Source organism: Verminephrobacter aporrectodeae subsp. tuberculatae, assembly GCF_026127385.1.
GTDB classification, from domain to species: Bacteria; Pseudomonadota; Gammaproteobacteria; order Burkholderiales; family Burkholderiaceae_C; genus Acidovorax; species Acidovorax aporrectodeae.
The window spans coordinates 658377-672478 of sequence record NZ_QZCX01000003.1; the positions used below are offsets into that span (position 1 = coordinate 658377).

Genomic DNA, 14102 nt, shown 5'->3' on the forward strand with positions numbered 1-14102 from the left:
ATATGGACCACTCCCTCGGTGCCCGCCTGACGAAACACCCGGTGATCGCGACGCTCTATGGCGTCGAGCAGATCGAAATCTTCGTCGCCAGCGAGGCCGAGGTCTCCATCGTGGCGAACGTGGAACTGCGCAAACTGAAGGCGGTCATCGCCACGCTGACGAAGGCCGGCAAGTACGCCATCGTGAACATCGACAGCAGCGAAGGCCTGTCGCAGGACCGGGGCGGTGTGGAGTATCTGGCGGACATCGGGGTGAGCAGCCTGGTGTCCACGCGCGTGGCAACGATACAGCGCGCCAACCGGGCCGCCATGGTGACGATGCAGAAAGTCTTCGTGACCGACCGCTCCACGTGGCCGCGCAGCGTGAAGGCCCTGGAGCAAAGCGATCCGAACCTCGTACAACTGATGCCCGCGCCCATGCTGGCGCATATTTGCGAAGCCGACCGCAAGGCATTGCCGCCCATCGTGGCCTCCGGCTTCGTCTGCAACCCGGAAGACATCCGCAGCGCCATCGCGCACGGCGCGCTGGCCATCTCCACCAGCGACTCCGGGTTGTGGAATCTGCCGGCGAAGGCCATCCGGCCGTAAACGACCAATGACACGCGCCGCAGCCCCGGTTCAGTGCTTGCACACGCCGAACACCGCGTCAAATCGCTTCAGGGCCGCAGCCAGCAACTTCGTGTGTCCCCCTCCCCAGGGATGCGGCCGCGCATTGCGCTCGCGCCAGTCGAAGGACTTGGGTTGGTTCGTCAGCACATAGCCGACCTCGCCCTGGGCCCCCGCTGCTGCGACGGCAAACGGGTTGTCCGCATGGTGCTCGGCATGCGTCATCGGCAGGCCCATCACGATCCCCGTGCGCAGCGCAAACTCTTTCACCGACACCACCAGCATCGGATGGTCGCTGGGCATTTCCTTGCCGACGTGCGGGCTGTATTGGATGAATATGATCTCGGCCCGCTCAGGCACCCACAGAGGTGACCTACGGGTTGCCATCAGCAAACGCCTCCACGCCCGCCGGCCCACAAGCCATCGCTTCGCCGCCGTGTTTTTTCGGATCAAAAGCCTCGAGCATTTGTGCCAGCGTCGGCTCCGTTTCAGACTCGATCACGATGCGGCCCGGCCTGACGCTCACCCGGACGGGCGAGCCCTCGGTGACGCCCGCAATCTTCGCCATCGGTTTTGTGAGGCGAAGGGCCAGGCCATTGCCCCAGGCGCTGATTTGACTGACTGACGTGCTCATGGGAAATCTCCTGTTCGTTGATACGATCGTATAAACGGTAGCTGGCCGGGTCAACCCCCGCATCCGCGCGGATCACAAGATAACAGGCTGCGCAGATCGTGTATCAACCCAGCGCGCGCACCGAATTGCTCAATGACCGCGCGCAGGCGAGCAGCGACGGGCCCAGGCGGCTCTCGGCCTGCTCGGGCGTCCAGCGGCTCGTCGGTGCGACGATGTGCACGGCGGCCACGGGCCGGCCATGGCTGCCGATCACCGGAGCGCCCAGCGTCATGTCGCCCAGGAAGAGTTCCTCCCGGTTCACGGCGTAGCCGCGCTCGCGGGCCTGGCCCAACGCGGCCAGGATGGCGGCCTCGTCGGTGAGCGTGTGGCGGGTGTGCGCCACGCGGTCTCCCGCGCGCAGCAGCGCCAGGGCCTCGGCCTCGGGCAGCGCACTCAGCCAGGCGCGGCCCGAGGCCGTGCAGTACATGGGAATGCGGCTGCCGATGGGCATGTGCACGGGAACGAACTGGGCGCTGATGAAACGCGCCAAGTAAACCATCTCCAGCCCGTCGGCCTCGGTCAGGCAGGAGGTCTCGGTGGTCCCGTTCGTCAGTTCCGAGAGGTAGGGGGTGGCCAGATCGATCAGCGGGTTGGCCGCCAGGTAGCTCAGGCCGATGCGCATCACGCGCGGCGTGAGCTGGTAGCGCCGCGTCTGCGGGTGCTTGCGCACAAAGCCCAGCTGCTCCAGCGTGAAGACCATGCGCTGCGCCGAGCTCTTGCTGATCCCGGCAGCGGCGGCCACCTCGGCCAGCGTCATGCTGCGCCGCTGCGCGCTGAACCCGCAGAGCACGGCCAGCCCCTTTTCCAGCGACTGGTTGAACAGGGGGTTGGCGTCAGCGTCGGGCAGCGGTGCGGTGCTCATGGGTCGCGGCATGGTGGTTTTCATTGGCATTCGTATCGTATATCGATACTAGAAAATCTTTCAATGGTTTATATAAATTTATTACAGATTCATTAGAATCGATCATTGTCACCATCCCCCTTCGCCCCCGCGTTCGTCACAGGAGTCACCCCATGCAGCGCCTCATCGGCCCCCTTTATCGCATCGCCCTGGGCCTGTGCGCCGCAGGCGCCGCCCTGCTTGCAGCCGCGCAGCAAAGCCCCCCGCCCGCCAGCTACACCGTGGGCGCCACGGCCTCGGGGATTCCGTTCACCTTTCTGGACCTGAAGACCAACCGCATCCAGGGCATGATGGTCGACACCGTGCAGGCCGTGGCCAGGGCCGGCAGCTTTGGCGTGGCGGTGCAGCAGACGGTGTTCTCGGCGCTGATTCCCTCGCTCACCGCGCACAAGATCGACATCATCTCGGCCGCGCTGCTCAAGACGCCGGCGCGCCAGCAGGTGGTGGACTTCAGCGATCCGGTCTACTCCTACGGCGAGAGCCTGATCGTGCGGGCCGACGAGGCCAGTGCCTACGCCTCGCTTGACGCGCTCGGCGGCGAGATCGTCGGCGCCCAGGTGGGCACGGTGTACCTCGACATGCTGCACAAGAAGGGAATCTTCAAAGAGGTGCGCAGCTACGACTCGGTGGCCGACATGGCGCGCGATCTGGCGCTCGGCCGCATCCGGGCGGGCCTGGCCGACCAGCCCGTCATCGCCTACCAGATCCGCCAGAACAGCTTGCCCGGCGTGAAGCTCGCCGCAGGCTACCAGGCCAGCAGCATGGGCGACGTCTGCCTGGTGGTGCGCAAGGGCGACGCCGCGACGCTGGCGCGGCTGAACCGGGCCATCGCCACCATCAAGGCCGACGGCACGCTGGCGCAGATCATCCGGAAATGGGGCATCTGAACTGCCCCCCCCTCTCTCTCACCAGAGGATGGATCACCATGCAAGCCTTCGTGCAGCATGCGCGCGAGTTCCTGCCGATCCTGTTGCAGGGCGCGTGGGTCACGGTGCAGGTCACGGCGCTGTCGTTCCTGCTCAGCAGCGTGCTCGGCCTGGCGCTGGCGCTGTGCCGACTCTCGCCGCTGCGCGCGCTGCGCTGGGGCGCGGCCGCGTTCATCAACGGAGTCCGCGGGTTGCCGATCATCGTGCAACTGTTCTACATCTACTTCGTTCTGCCCGACGTGGGCATCCGGCTCTCGGCCATGCAGGCCGGCGTGATCGGGCTGGGCATTGCCTATTCGGCCTACCAGGCAGAGAACTTCCGCGCCGGCATCGAGGCCGTGGACCCGGGCCAGCGCGAGGCGGCGCTGGCCATGGGCATGCGGCCTGCGCTGCTGATGCGCCGCGTGGTCCTGCCCCAGGCCCTGCGCATTGCGCTGCCGCCCTACGGCAACACGCTGGTGATGATGCTCAAGGATTCGTCGCTGGTCTCGACCATCACCGTGGCCGAAATGACGCGCGCCGGCCAGCTCATCGCCGCATCGACGTTCCAGAACATGACCGTGTACACGCTGGTCGCGCTGCTCTACCTGGCGCTGAGCCTGCCGCTGGTCTGGGGCCTGCGGGAGATCGAGCGCCGCTTCGCAGCGGGCAGGAAAGCGCCATGATCGTGATCGAGCGCCTGGAAAAAACCTACGGTGCGCAGCGCGTGCTGCAGGGCCTGGACCTGCACGTGGAGCGCGGCCAGGTGGTGTGCCTGATCGGCGCCTCGGGGTCGGGCAAGTCCACGCTGCTGCGCTGCATCAACGGGCTCGAGTCTTACCAGGGTGGCCAGGTGCGCGCCTTCGGCGAGCGCGTGGACCAGCGCGCGCCCACGGTGCATGCGCTGCGCAGCCGCATGGGCATGGTGTTCCAGCGCTTCAACCTGTTTCCCCATCGCACGGTGCTCGAAAACGTGATGGAGGGCCCGGTCCACGTCAAGGGCCAGCGCCCCGATTGCGCCCGGCACGACGCGCTGGAACTGCTGCGCAAGGTGGGCCTGGCGGACAAGGCAGCGGCCTGGCCGGCGCAGCTCTCGGGCGGACAGCAGCAGCGCGTGGCGATGGCGCGCGCGCTGGCCCTGTGCCCCGAGGCCATGCTGTTCGACGAGCCCACGTCGGCGCTCGACCCTGAACTGGTGGGCGACGTGCTCGAGGTCATGCGCCAACTCGCCGCCGAGGGCATGACCATGGTCGTGGTCACGCACGAGATGGGCTTTGCGCGCGAGGTGGCCGACCGCGTGTGCTTTCTGCACAGCGGCCGCATTCTCGAAGAGGGGCCGGCAGCGCAGGTACTCGGAGCGCCGCGCCAGGCGCGCACGCAGGACTTTCTGCGCCGCGTGCTGCACGCCCCCGCAGGGGCTGCCGCATGAGCCCGGCCGGTGGCGCGCGGCCCATCGCCGCGCACCCCGCCGCGCACGCGCTATGGGCCGCGACCGCGCCTGCTGCGCCGCCCACGCCGGCGTTGTCCGAATCGCTGAGCGCCGACGCGCTGGTGGTGGGCGCGGGCTACACCGGCCTGTGCGCCGCGCTGCACCTGGCCGAAGCCGGGGCCAGCGTGTGCGTGCTCGACGCGCATGCGCCCGGCTGGGGCGCTTCGGGGCGCAACGGCGGGCAGGTCAACCCCACGCTCCGGCAGGACCCCGACGAACTGCTGCGCCGCTACGGCGCCGAACGCGCCGAGGCGCTGGTGGCCACCGTCTCGCGCTCGGCCGACCTGGTGTACGGGCTCATCCAACGCCACGCGATCGCCTGCGACCCGGTGCGCGCCGGCTGGCTGCAACTGGGCTACACGCCGCAGGCCGTGGACGCGCTGCACGCACGCGCGCGGCAATGGGAGCGGCGCGGCGTGCGCGTGGAACTGCTCGACCGCGCCGCCGTGGCCGCGCGCACGGGAACGCCGGCCTTTGCCGGCGGCTGGCTCGACGGGCGCGCCGGCAGCGTCCAGCCGCTGGCCTATGTGCGCGGCCTGGTGCGCGCAGCCCAGGCGCTGGGCGTGCAGGTGCACGGCGGCTCGCCGGTGGTGCACCTGGAGCGCCAGGGCCGGCGCTGGACGGCCCGCACGGCGCAGGGCGCGCGCGTGCAGGCGCAGCAGCTGCTGCTCGCCACCAACGGCTACACCGACGGCCTGTGGCCCGGCCTGGCGCGCACGCTGCTGGCAGCCAACAGCTTCATCGTCGCCACGCAGCCGCTGGGCGCGGCCGGTGCCGACATCCTGGCACGCGGCGAAACCGTCTCGACCGCGCAGCGGCTGCTGCTGTACTGGCGCAAGGACGCGCAGGGCCGGCTGCTGCTGGGCGGGCGCGGCCACTTCAGCGACCCCTCGGGAGCGCAAGACTTTGCGCACCTGGAGCGCGCGCTGGCGCGGATGTTCCCGCAGCTCGGTGCCGTGCCATGCGCGTACCGCTGGGCCGGCCGGGTTGCCCTCACGCGCGACTGCATGCCCCACCTGCACCAGCCCGCGCCGGGCATCACGGCGGCGCTGGGCTACAACGGCCGGGGCATCGCCACCGCGACCAGCCTGGGCCAGCACGCGGCAGCACTGCTCGCCGGCGGCCGCACCCGGGACTGTCCCTACCCGGTGACCCCCGTGCAGCCCATGGCGCTGCACGGATTGCAGCGTTGGTACATTGCCGCGGGCGTGGCTTGGTACGGCCTGCTGGATCGGTTGGGACGCTGATTGCGCGGCTCGTAGCCGTGCGGCTGCGTTGCTTCGACCCGATGGATCAACCCACCCTCGCCGGGGGGGCTGAAACCGCCCCTTCAGACTCATACCTCGTTGGAAATGCGGGATTCCTTCAGATTCGCACCCCATTGGACAAGGCTGCAAGTTTGACCGCTGGTGGAAAACTGGATATCTTATTGATATCCATCAAGGAGCTCCGCATGCCTGCCCGTTCCACTGCGAATCAGATCGCCTTTCGCTATCGCCCGGTTGACAGCGACTTTGGCGTGACGCGCCAAACCGCCATGCGCCTGGCCGAACATCTCGGCGTCGATGAAACACAGGCGATCCACCGTGCACTGCATGAGCTGGCCATGCGGGTGCTGCCACAGTACGAAGCCGATGATGGCCCGTTGACGGCCACGCAGGTCCGCCAGATCAAAAAGCAGGTTCCGCAGGGCCGCAAAAGGTCGGTGCGTTCGAGCCTGTTCGACGCGCAGACGCCGTGATCCACCCATGGTGGGGCGAACCCACTGCAGGCGAGATCGTCTGGTGTCATTTTCCCGACGCCATCCATCCTCGCCCGAAGCCCCGTCCCGCGCTGATCCTGGCCGTGTTCGACGACGACGCGCCGCAGTTCACGGTGCGCGTGGCCTACGGCACCAGCCAACGCACCACGGCGCTGCACCGGGGAGAATTCTCAATTCTGCGCGCGCGCAACCCGGCAGCCTACGATGCGGCGGGACTGAGCTACGACACCCAGTTCGACCTCAGGCAGTCCCTCGACCTGCCCTACGGCACCGAGTGGTTCTCGGTGCCGCCTGCTGCACCCCACGGCCAGACACCCAAGTTGGGCGTGCTGCATCCATCGCTCGTGCGCGCCGTCCAGGCTGCATTCCGGGCGGCTGCCGAGTGAGCCGCAGGCTCTGTCGTCGGATTCACGGCAGGCAGGGCGGATCGCTGGTTAATCCCTATGCCCTCTTTCTTGACGCAATGGCTTTTCGCCCGGACACTTTCGTGCAGAAAGAAATATCTTTCCATACGAAAGATCGGAGACATGCAAGACCATGGCAGCAGCTCGCTCCGGCGCAGGCTTCAAATCGTTGAGCTCGCGCGCAAGTCGGACGCGGTGAAGGTCGAGGCGCTGAGCACGCTGCTGGGCGTGTCGCGCGTCACCATCCGCGGCGACCTGAATTACCTGGAGCAGCAGGGCTACGTGGTGCGCATGATGGGGCGCGCACGCTACAACCCGGCGCTGCTCCATGCCGTGCCAGCGCCGCAGGAGACCCCGACAAGGCTCTGCGGCCCGGGGCCGAGCCGGGTCGCAGGCGCTGCACTGCGCTGGATTGCCGACGGAATGGCGCTGTTTCTCGGCGGCGGGGCCCTGGTGCACAGGCTGCTCCCGCAACTCGTAGTCCGCCAAGGGCTGGCGCTGACGCTGCACGACCTGGCGATGGTCGCAACCGCCCGGCAGTTTCTGGCTTGCGGGGTCCATGTCACGGGCGGCGTACTGAGCGACGAGGAGCCGGGCCTGATCGGCCCCGCAGCCGAACAGGGCCTGCGCTCGCACCCGCTGGATCTGTGTGTGCTCGAAGTCAGCGGCATCGACTCCCGCGGTCGCGTCCTGTCCCGATTTGCCGGTGCGGCCCGGCTCTACGCCGCAGCGGTCAGTCACTGCGCCAAGGCGATCAGCTTGTCGCACGGGTCCGACGTCGGCGCGGCATCCGGGCACCCGGTGTGCAGCCTGGACGCGCTGGATGCGTTCGTCGTCCCGCACGATGCGCCACCGGGCGTCCTGGAACTACTCGCCAGACACCGGTTGCAGTCGGGCCGCAAGGCAGACGGTTTTCTGGAATTTCGCAAAGCCTGAGATCCTTCCAACCCTCCCATGGAGACCGCGCATGAACGCAAGAGCCTTTCTCAAATTCGTGGCCGCTGCCAGCCTGTGTCTTGCAGGCCTTGGTGCGCAGGCCCAGCCGTACACCGTGGGCGCGTCGCTGCTCACGCAGCAGCACCCTTTCTACGTCGAGCTGGCGCAGGCCATGCGGCAGCAGGCGGCCAAGGAGGGCGTCCGACTTGACCTGAGCATTGCCAACCAGGACCTGAACAAGCAGTTGTCGGACGTGGAGGACTTCGTGAGCAAAAAAGTCCACGCGATCATCCTGTCGCCGGTCGATTCCAAGGGGGTCAAGGCGGCGGTGCTGAAGGCGAACGCCGCCGGCATCCCGGTCATCACCGTGGACATCGCCGCCAGCGGCGTGGCGGTGGCCGCGCACGTGGCGACCGACAACTACGCCGGGGGCGTGAAGGCGGGCGAGTTGATGGCGCAGGCCACCGGAGGCCGGGGCCGGATTGGCGTTCTGCACTACCCTGCGGTGCAGTCCGTGGTCGATCGCGTCGAGGGGTTCAAGAAGGCCATCTCGGCCCACCCGGGGATGAAGATCGTGTCCGTCCTGCCGGGCATCACGCGCGCCGAAGCCTTGGCGGCAACGCAAAACATGCTGCAGGCCCATCCGGACCTGGCGGGCATCTTCGGCTTTGGCGACGACGCCGCGCTCGCTGCGCTGGCCAGCGTCAAGGCCGCGAACAAGCTGCAACAGGTCAAGGTCGTCGGCTTTGACGGGATGGCCGAGGCGCGCGCTGCGGTGGACAAGGAGCCGGCGTTCGTGGGCGTGATCCGCCAGTACCCGGACCAGATGGGCGTGCGGGCGATCGAGTTGGCCGTCGCCGTGCTGTCGGGCAAGCCGGTCGAGAAACTCAACCCGGTGCTGCCCGGCGTCTACACGGCGGCAGCGCGCCCATAAACCCCGGGCTCTGAGCAGGACCGGATGATGAACTGCGCAGCCCCGGGTCGGGTGGTGCTCGAGGTGCGCGCCATGGCCAAGTCCTTTGGGGCGGTAGAGGCCCTGAAGGACATCTCGCTGACGCTGCGCGCCGGATCGGTGCACACGCTGCTGGGCGAGAACGGTGCCGGCAAATCGACCCTGATGAAAATCCTCGCCGGGGTCCACCAACCCAGCCGCGGGCAGATGTTCCTCGACGGGCAGGAGCTTCGCCTGGCCGGGCCGCGGGACGCCCGGCGCTGCGGCATCGCCATCATCCACCAGGAACTGAGCCTGGCCGGGAATCTGAGCGTCGCCGACAACCTGTTTGCGCACCACCCGCCGGGCCGGGCGGGATGGATCGACGACCGGGAGATGCTGCGCGCGGGCCGGAAATTGCTGGCCGAATGGGGAATTGCCATCGACGCCTCGGCCCAGGTCGCGCAGCTGACGCTCGCCGAGCGCCAACTGGTCGAGATTGCCAAGGCGCTGAACCAGCCCGCGCGGGTCGTGATCATGGACGAGCCGACCTCGTCGCTGGGTGCCAGCGAGGTCGAGCTGCTGTTCCGGATCATCGAAGGGCTGAAGTCGCAGGGCAAGGCCATCGTCTACATCTCGCACCGCATCGACGAGGTGATGCGCATCTCCGACGAGATCTCGGTGCTGCGCGACGGGCAATACCTTGGCACCAAGGCGCGTGGCGAGGCCAGCGCGCAGGACTTGATCGCGCTGATGGTCGGCCGGCCGATGCGCGACCTCTACCCGCCCCGGCCGCCCGCGGTGCACAGGACGCGCCCGGCCCTGTTGCGCGTCGAAGGCCTGAGCGTGGCGCGCAGGTTTCAGGGCCTGGACTTCGCGGTCCATGCGGGGGAGATCGTCGGCTTTTTCGGTCTGGTCGGGGCGGGTCGCTCGGACGTGATGGCGGCGCTGTTCGGGATACACCGCGCCAGCGGCCGCATCACGCTCGACGGCCAAGCGGTGCAGATCCGCTGCCCTGCTGACGCGATCGCGCACGGCATGGCCTTCGTCACCGAAAACCGCAAGGAGCAAGGGCTGGTGCTGGACCAATCGGTGCTGCACAACATCACGATGGTGCACGTGCACTGCGCCCGCAAAGCGGCCTGGTGGACCGACGAAAGCCAGGAGCTGCGCCTCGCGCAGCGCCATGTGCAAGCGCTGGGAATCCGGCTCGCGAGCCTGCACCAACCGGTGCGCGAACTCTCGGGCGGCAACCAGCAGAAAGTGGTGTTCGCCAAGTGGCTGGCGCTGCGGCCCAGGGTGCTGATTCTCGACGAGCCGACCCGCGGCATCGACGTGGGCGCCAAGTTCGAGATCTACCGCACCATCCGGGAACTCGCCGCCGCGGGCACGGCCGTGCTGCTGGTCTCGTCCGAACTGCCCGAAGTGCTGGCGCTGAGCGAGCGCTTGCTGGTCATGCGCGCCAAGCGCCTGGTGAAGACCTTCGGGCACCCGAATCCATCTGCCGAAACGGTGATGGCCTACGCCACGGGAGCCGCAGCAGCATGACCGGCTGGGCCCGTACCGCCCGACGCTACGGCGGCATCCTGCTCGCACTGATGGCCCTGGGCGGGCTGTTCTCGGTGCTCTCGCCGGCCTTTCTGACGGTGGAAAATCTGCGCAACGTCGTGCTGCAGGTGTCGATCATCGCGATCGTCGCGTTCGGCATGACCTACGTGCTGCTGCTCGGCGAGATCGACCTGTCCGTGGGCGCGCTCATCGCGCTCAGCGGCAGCGTTGCGGGCCTGTTGCTCGCCCAAGGCGTTGCAGCCCCGTGGGCCGTCGCCGCCGCGCTGGCCTGCGGGCTGGCGCTGGGCGCGCTCAACGGCGCCCTCTCGGCGCAGCTGAGCATCCCCTCGTTCATCGTCACGGTGGCGACCATGGGCATTTTTCGCGGGCTGGCCTACATCAGCTCGGACGGCATGCCGGTCACGGTGGACGACGAGGCCTTCCTGCGCATCGGCAACGGCCACCTGCTTGGCCTGCCGGTGCCAATCTGGATCCTGGGCGCGCTGCTGGTGCTGAACCACCTGGTGCTGTCCCGGAGCGTCTTTGGCCGCAAGGTCTACCTGGCCGGCGGGAATGCGGAGGCGGCGGCCTATGCGGGCATTCGCGTCCAGCGGCTGAAGGTCGCGATCTTCATGCTCTCGGGGCTGATGGCGTCGGTGGGCGGCATGCTGCTGACCGCGCGCCTGTACTCGGCGCAGCCGACCGCCGCGCTCGGCTGGGAGCTCGACGCGATCGCCGCCGCCGTTCTGGGTGGCACCAGCCTGTCCGGGGGCTATGGGAGCATGCCGGGAACGCTGATCGGCGCGCTGATCATCGGCGTGATCAACAACGGCATGAACCTGATGAGCGTGCCGTACTTCTACCAACTCATCGTCAAGGGCGCCGTCATCCTGATCGCGGTCTGCATCGACGTGCAAAACAAAAAGCGCCGCAGCTGAGCCGCAGCACCAACCAAGGAAGCGAGATGGAAAAAATCATGACCATGGGCGAGATCCTGGTGGAGATCATGGCCACCGAGCGCGGTCAGAGCCTGCGCGCGCCCGGGCGCCTGCTCGGGCCGTACGCCAGCGGTGCGCCGGCGATCTTCATCGACCAGGTGGCGCGCCTGGGCCATCCGGCCGCGATCATCGCGTGCGTGGGAGACGACGACTTTGGCTGGCTCAACATCGAGCGGCTCCAGCGCGACGGCGTGGACACGGGATCGATCAGCGTACTGCCGGACGCCGTCACCGGAAGCGCCTTCGTGACCTACCGCAGAAACGGCGAGCGCGACTTCATTTTCAACATCACCAACAGCGCTTGCGCGCAGCTGCAGCCTGCGCACGTCAACGCGGCCGCGCTGCGGGACTGCGCGCACTTTCACGTGATGGGTTCTTCGCTGTTCTCGTTTCGCCTCATCGACGCGATGAAGAAGGCGATCGACATCGTCAAGGGACAGGGCGGAACGGTCTCGTTCGACCCCAACATCCGCAAGGAGATGCTGCGCATTGCCGAGATGCGCGAGGCGCTGACCTACATCCTGGAGTTCACCGACATCCTCTTGCCCAGCGAGCACGAGCTCAGTCTGCTCGCCGACGCACCGGATGAGGCCGGTGCCGTGCGCGAGCTCTTCGGCAAAGGGGTCAAGGAGATCGTCGTGAAACACGGCGCGCAAGGCTGTTGCTACTTCGCCCCGGGCGTCCGCTTCGCGCTGGATGCGATTCCCGTCGAAGAACTGGACCCCACCGGGGCCGGCGACTGCTTCGGCGCCACCTTCGTGACCTGCAGGCGCCTGGGCAAAACGCCCGATGAGTCCTTGCGCTACGCAAATGCCAGCGGCGCCCTCGCCGTCGGAGCCAAGGGCCCGATGGAGGGAACCTCCGGTTTCAAGCAGCTTGATGCGTTGCTGGCACTTTCCTGATTGCCCGCCCACGCACGGTGGATAGCCGGTTTCACGGCAGGGTGAGCGCGGCCAGGGCCGCCAGGGGCGCGGTTTCGGCGCGCAGAACGCGCGGGCCCAGCGTGGTGGCGACGAAGCCATGTTGCAGCGCCAGCGCTTCCTCGGCGCGGCTCAACCCGCCCTCGGGGCCGCTGAGCAGCAGCACCGGGCGCCGGGTGCCGTCCGTCCCGCCCGCCGCAGCGGCCGCACGCAGCGGCGCCGCACCTGGGTGCGGCGACAGCAGCAGGCGCTGCGCGGCCGGCGCGGCTCCGGGGCAGAGGATCCGGGCGTGCAGCCAGCGCGCCAGATCCAGCGCGTCGTGCACCACGGGAACGCGGTTGCGCCCGCATTGCTCGCACGCGGCCACGGCCACGGCCTGCCAGTGGGCGATCTTTCTGGCGGCGCGCGCGCCATCGAGCCGGAGCACGCTGCGCTCGGCCGCCAGCGGCGTGATTCCGGCCACGCCCAGCTCGGTGGCCTTTTCCACGAGCCAGTCCATGCGGTCGTTGGCGATGATCCCTGCGAGCAGGTGCACGGCGCGCGGCGCCTCGCGTTCGATCGCGTGGTGCGCGCACACGCGCACGCGCACGGCGCTGCGGCCCATGCGCAGCACGCTGGCGTCGAACTCGCCGCCGGGGTCGCCCGCGCCCGGCGCGCCGTGGAACAGCGTGACGCCGTCGCCCGGTTGCAGGCGCAGCACCTGCGCGTGCCGCGCGGCGCCGGGGGGCAGGTCGAGCTCGGCGCCCTCGGCCAATGGCGCCGGGCAGTGCAGGCGCGGCGGCTTGCGCGGGCCGCGCGGCTCACACCCGGCCATGCGCAGGGTCCGTTCTGGCCGCGCTGCCTTCGATTTGTTCGAGCAGCGCGCGCAGCGGCGCCAGCTGCCGGTAGCGCCCGGCCGTGGCGCGGATGTAGGCCAGAAAGCGCGGCGTGTCGGCCAGGTACCGGGGCTTGCCGTCGCGCAGGCTCAGGCGCGCAAAAATTCCGGCGACCTTCAGGTGGCGCTGCAGGCCCATCCATTCGACGCTGCAATAGAACTCGCCAAAGTCTGCGCCCCAGCCGCTGGCGCTGCCCGCGCCCAGCAGGCCGGCCTTGCGCGCCTTCTCCCAGTAGCGCACGGTGACGTCGATGACGAATTCCTCTTCCCAGCTGATGAAGGCGTCGCGCAGCAGGCTGGCGATGTCGTAGGTGATGGGGCCGTGGACGGCGTCCTGAAAGTCGAGCACGCCCAGCGGCGCGCCCTCCTGCACGGGCGCCATCAGGTTGCGCGCCATGAAGTCGCGGTGCACGAAAACGCACGGGGCCGCCAAGTTGTGCGCCACGATGGCGTCGAAGGCGCTGGCGAGCGTGGTCCGCTGCGCGCCGTCGAGCGTGACGCTGCGGTACCCGGCCAGGTACCAGTCGGGAAACTGCGCCAGCTCGCGCCGCAGCAGGGCCGCGTCGTAGGCGGGCAGCAGGTCCGCCCGGGAGGCCCGCTGCCAGTCGAGCAGCAGGTCGGTGGCCTGCTGGTACCAGCGCCAGGCCGCCTGCGGTTGGTCGGAGTGCAGTTGCTCGATCAGCGTCCTGCTGCCCAGGTCGGACAGCAGCATGAAGCCGCTGCGTTCGCCCCAGGCCAGAATCTGCGGCACGTTCAGCCCCGCAGCGGCCATCAGGCCCTGCACCCGCACGAAGGGGCTGCAATCCACCTGGTCCGGGGGTGCGTCCATCACGATGCAGCTCCCGCCGCGGCCGCTGTCGATGCGCAGGTAGCGCCGAAAGCTCGCGTCCTCCGAGGCCGGGCGCAGGCTCTCGGGCAATAACTGGTGCGGCCCGACCAGGGGCGCGAGCCAGGCATCGAAGGCCGCCCGGCGCGCGGCGTCGGGCCAGGAAACGGGCGCACGGGACGCGCACGCGGAAAGCGCCGCTGCCGCACCCGGGGACGGATCGGCGGGGGGCAGTGGGCAGGGGTGGCTCATGGATAATCCGATTCTACAAACCCGCTTTCCCGGCGCCCCATCGAACCTTCGAGCGCCCTCCCCTGCGCAGCGGGTCCC

At 68.7% G+C, this 14102-nt stretch carries 17 protein-coding genes; 12 read left to right on the forward strand and 5 right to left on the reverse strand.

Features of this window, described 5'->3' with window-relative positions; all coding sequences use genetic code 11:
• The first annotated feature begins 2 nt into the window (after window positions 1–2).
• Window positions 3–587: a glycerol-3-phosphate responsive antiterminator gene (locus tag D5041_RS18000; RefSeq protein WP_265285394.1), complete on the forward strand. Its 585-nt coding sequence runs from the start codon at window positions 3–5 to the stop codon at window positions 585–587.
• Between the two features lie 30 nt (window positions 588–617).
• On the opposite strand, the gene D5041_RS18005 is transcribed toward D5041_RS18000, so the two are convergent.
• The 3 genes from D5041_RS18005 to D5041_RS18015 all read right to left on the reverse strand — a co-directional run bounded on the left by D5041_RS18005 (window position 618) and on the right by D5041_RS18015 (window position 2140).
• The gene (locus D5041_RS18005; RefSeq protein WP_265285756.1) at window positions 618–992 is read right to left on the reverse strand and encodes a type II toxin-antitoxin system PemK/MazF family toxin; all 375 of its coding nucleotides are present in this window, start codon (window positions 990–992) and stop codon (window positions 618–620) included.
• Window positions 979–1239: an AbrB/MazE/SpoVT family DNA-binding domain-containing protein gene (locus tag D5041_RS18010; RefSeq protein WP_265258907.1), complete on the reverse strand. Its 261-nt coding sequence runs from the start codon at window positions 1237–1239 to the stop codon at window positions 979–981. The genes D5041_RS18005 and D5041_RS18010 overlap by 14 nt, the downstream gene beginning before the upstream one ends.
• A 103-nt stretch (window positions 1240–1342) precedes the next feature.
• On the reverse strand, window positions 1343–2140 hold the full coding sequence (locus D5041_RS18015; protein ID WP_265258908.1) for an IclR family transcriptional regulator: 798 nt from the start codon (window positions 2138–2140) through the stop codon (window positions 1343–1345).
• Between the two features lie 152 nt (window positions 2141–2292).
• Between D5041_RS18015 and D5041_RS18020 the strand changes: the two genes are divergently transcribed.
• From D5041_RS18020 to D5041_RS18070, 11 genes are all read left to right on the forward strand, one after another.
• Window positions 2293–3066 carry an ABC transporter substrate-binding protein gene (locus D5041_RS18020; RefSeq protein WP_265285395.1) on the forward strand — a complete coding sequence of 258 codons (774 nt, stop codon included), beginning with the start codon at window positions 2293–2295 and terminating at the stop codon, window positions 3064–3066.
• A gap of 38 nt (window positions 3067–3104) precedes the next feature.
• The gene (locus D5041_RS18025; protein WP_265285396.1) at window positions 3105–3770 is read left to right on the forward strand and encodes an amino acid ABC transporter permease; all 666 of its coding nucleotides are present in this window, start codon (window positions 3105–3107) and stop codon (window positions 3768–3770) included.
• A complete protein-coding gene (locus D5041_RS18030; protein WP_265258911.1) occupies window positions 3767–4513 on the forward strand; it encodes an amino acid ABC transporter ATP-binding protein in 747 nt (248 codons plus the stop codon). Before D5041_RS18025 ends, D5041_RS18030 begins: the two co-directional genes overlap by 4 nt.
• Window positions 4510–5820, forward strand: a complete 1311-nt coding sequence (locus D5041_RS18035) for an NAD(P)/FAD-dependent oxidoreductase (protein WP_265285397.1) — start codon at window positions 4510–4512, stop codon at window positions 5818–5820. The genes D5041_RS18030 and D5041_RS18035 overlap by 4 nt, the downstream gene beginning before the upstream one ends.
• A gap of 41 nt (window positions 5821–5861) precedes the next feature.
• Window positions 5862–6314 (forward strand): hypothetical protein, encoded by a 453-nt coding sequence (locus tag D5041_RS18040; RefSeq protein ID WP_236610845.1) that lies wholly within the window; start codon window positions 5862–5864, stop codon window positions 6312–6314.
• A complete protein-coding gene (locus tag D5041_RS18045; protein ID WP_265283054.1) occupies window positions 6311–6721 on the forward strand; it encodes a putative type II toxin-antitoxin system PemK/MazF family toxin in 411 nt (136 codons plus the stop codon). The genes D5041_RS18040 and D5041_RS18045 overlap by 4 nt, the downstream gene beginning before the upstream one ends.
• A 141-nt stretch (window positions 6722–6862) precedes the next feature.
• Entirely contained in the window at window positions 6863–7675 is an 813-nt protein-coding gene (locus D5041_RS18050) for a DeoR/GlpR family DNA-binding transcription regulator (protein WP_265285398.1), read from the forward strand.
• A 31-nt stretch (window positions 7676–7706) separates the two neighbouring features.
• Complete coding sequence (locus D5041_RS18055) at window positions 7707–8609, forward strand: substrate-binding domain-containing protein (RefSeq protein WP_265285399.1); 903 nt, start codon at window positions 7707–7709, stop codon at window positions 8607–8609.
• A 27-nt stretch (window positions 8610–8636) separates the two neighbouring features.
• Window positions 8637–10154 (forward strand): sugar ABC transporter ATP-binding protein, encoded by a 1518-nt coding sequence (locus D5041_RS18060; RefSeq protein WP_236610847.1) that lies wholly within the window; start codon window positions 8637–8639, stop codon window positions 10152–10154.
• Entirely contained in the window at window positions 10151–11092 is a 942-nt protein-coding gene (locus D5041_RS18065; protein WP_265258917.1) for an ABC transporter permease, read from the forward strand. Before D5041_RS18060 ends, D5041_RS18065 begins: the two co-directional genes overlap by 4 nt.
• A 26-nt stretch (window positions 11093–11118) precedes the next feature.
• Window positions 11119–12054, forward strand: a complete 936-nt coding sequence (locus D5041_RS18070) for a tagatose kinase (RefSeq protein WP_265285400.1) — start codon at window positions 11119–11121, stop codon at window positions 12052–12054.
• 31 nt (window positions 12055–12085) lie between these two features.
• Here D5041_RS18070 and D5041_RS18075 read toward each other — a convergent pair whose 3' ends face one another.
• Both D5041_RS18075 and D5041_RS18080 read right to left on the reverse strand, forming a co-directional pair.
• Entirely contained in the window at window positions 12086–12886 is an 801-nt protein-coding gene (locus D5041_RS18075) for a 16S rRNA (uracil(1498)-N(3))-methyltransferase (RefSeq protein WP_265285401.1), read from the reverse strand.
• Window positions 12873–14024, reverse strand: coding sequence for an aminoglycoside phosphotransferase family protein (locus D5041_RS18080; RefSeq protein ID WP_265285402.1), 1152 nt, complete (start codon window positions 14022–14024; stop codon window positions 12873–12875). The genes D5041_RS18075 and D5041_RS18080 overlap by 14 nt, the downstream gene beginning before the upstream one ends.
• Between the last annotated feature and the right edge of the window lie 78 nt (window positions 14025–14102).

Coding starts and splice junctions, on each gene's coding strand:
- D5041_RS18000 (WP_265285394.1), top strand. CDS start 3: ATGGACCACTCCCTCGGTGCCCGCCTGACGAAACACCCGGTGATCGCG.
- D5041_RS18005 (WP_265285756.1), bottom strand. CDS start 992: ATGGCAACCCGTAGGTCACCTCTGTGGGTGCCTGAGCGGGCCGAGATC.
- D5041_RS18010 (WP_265258907.1), bottom strand. CDS start 1,239: ATGAGCACGTCAGTCAGTCAAATCAGCGCCTGGGGCAATGGCCTGGCC.
- D5041_RS18015 (WP_265258908.1), bottom strand. CDS start 2,140: ATGAGCACCGCACCGCTGCCCGACGCTGACGCCAACCCCCTGTTCAAC.
- D5041_RS18020 (WP_265285395.1), top strand. CDS start 2,293: ATGCAGCGCCTCATCGGCCCCCTTTATCGCATCGCCCTGGGCCTGTGC.
- D5041_RS18025 (WP_265285396.1), top strand. CDS start 3,105: ATGCAAGCCTTCGTGCAGCATGCGCGCGAGTTCCTGCCGATCCTGTTG.
- D5041_RS18030 (WP_265258911.1), top strand. CDS start 3,767: ATGATCGTGATCGAGCGCCTGGAAAAAACCTACGGTGCGCAGCGCGTG.
- D5041_RS18035 (WP_265285397.1), top strand. CDS start 4,510: ATGAGCCCGGCCGGTGGCGCGCGGCCCATCGCCGCGCACCCCGCCGCG.
- D5041_RS18040 (WP_236610845.1), top strand. CDS start 5,862: ATGGATCAACCCACCCTCGCCGGGGGGGCTGAAACCGCCCCTTCAGAC.
- D5041_RS18050 (WP_265285398.1), top strand. CDS start 6,863: ATGCAAGACCATGGCAGCAGCTCGCTCCGGCGCAGGCTTCAAATCGTT.
- D5041_RS18055 (WP_265285399.1), top strand. CDS start 7,707: ATGAACGCAAGAGCCTTTCTCAAATTCGTGGCCGCTGCCAGCCTGTGT.
- D5041_RS18060 (WP_236610847.1), top strand. CDS start 8,637: ATGAACTGCGCAGCCCCGGGTCGGGTGGTGCTCGAGGTGCGCGCCATG.
- D5041_RS18065 (WP_265258917.1), top strand. CDS start 10,151: ATGACCGGCTGGGCCCGTACCGCCCGACGCTACGGCGGCATCCTGCTC.
- D5041_RS18070 (WP_265285400.1), top strand. CDS start 11,119: ATGGAAAAAATCATGACCATGGGCGAGATCCTGGTGGAGATCATGGCC.
- D5041_RS18075 (WP_265285401.1), bottom strand. CDS start 12,886: ATGGCCGGGTGTGAGCCGCGCGGCCCGCGCAAGCCGCCGCGCCTGCAC.
- D5041_RS18080 (WP_265285402.1), bottom strand. CDS start 14,024: ATGAGCCACCCCTGCCCACTGCCCCCCGCCGATCCGTCCCCGGGTGCG.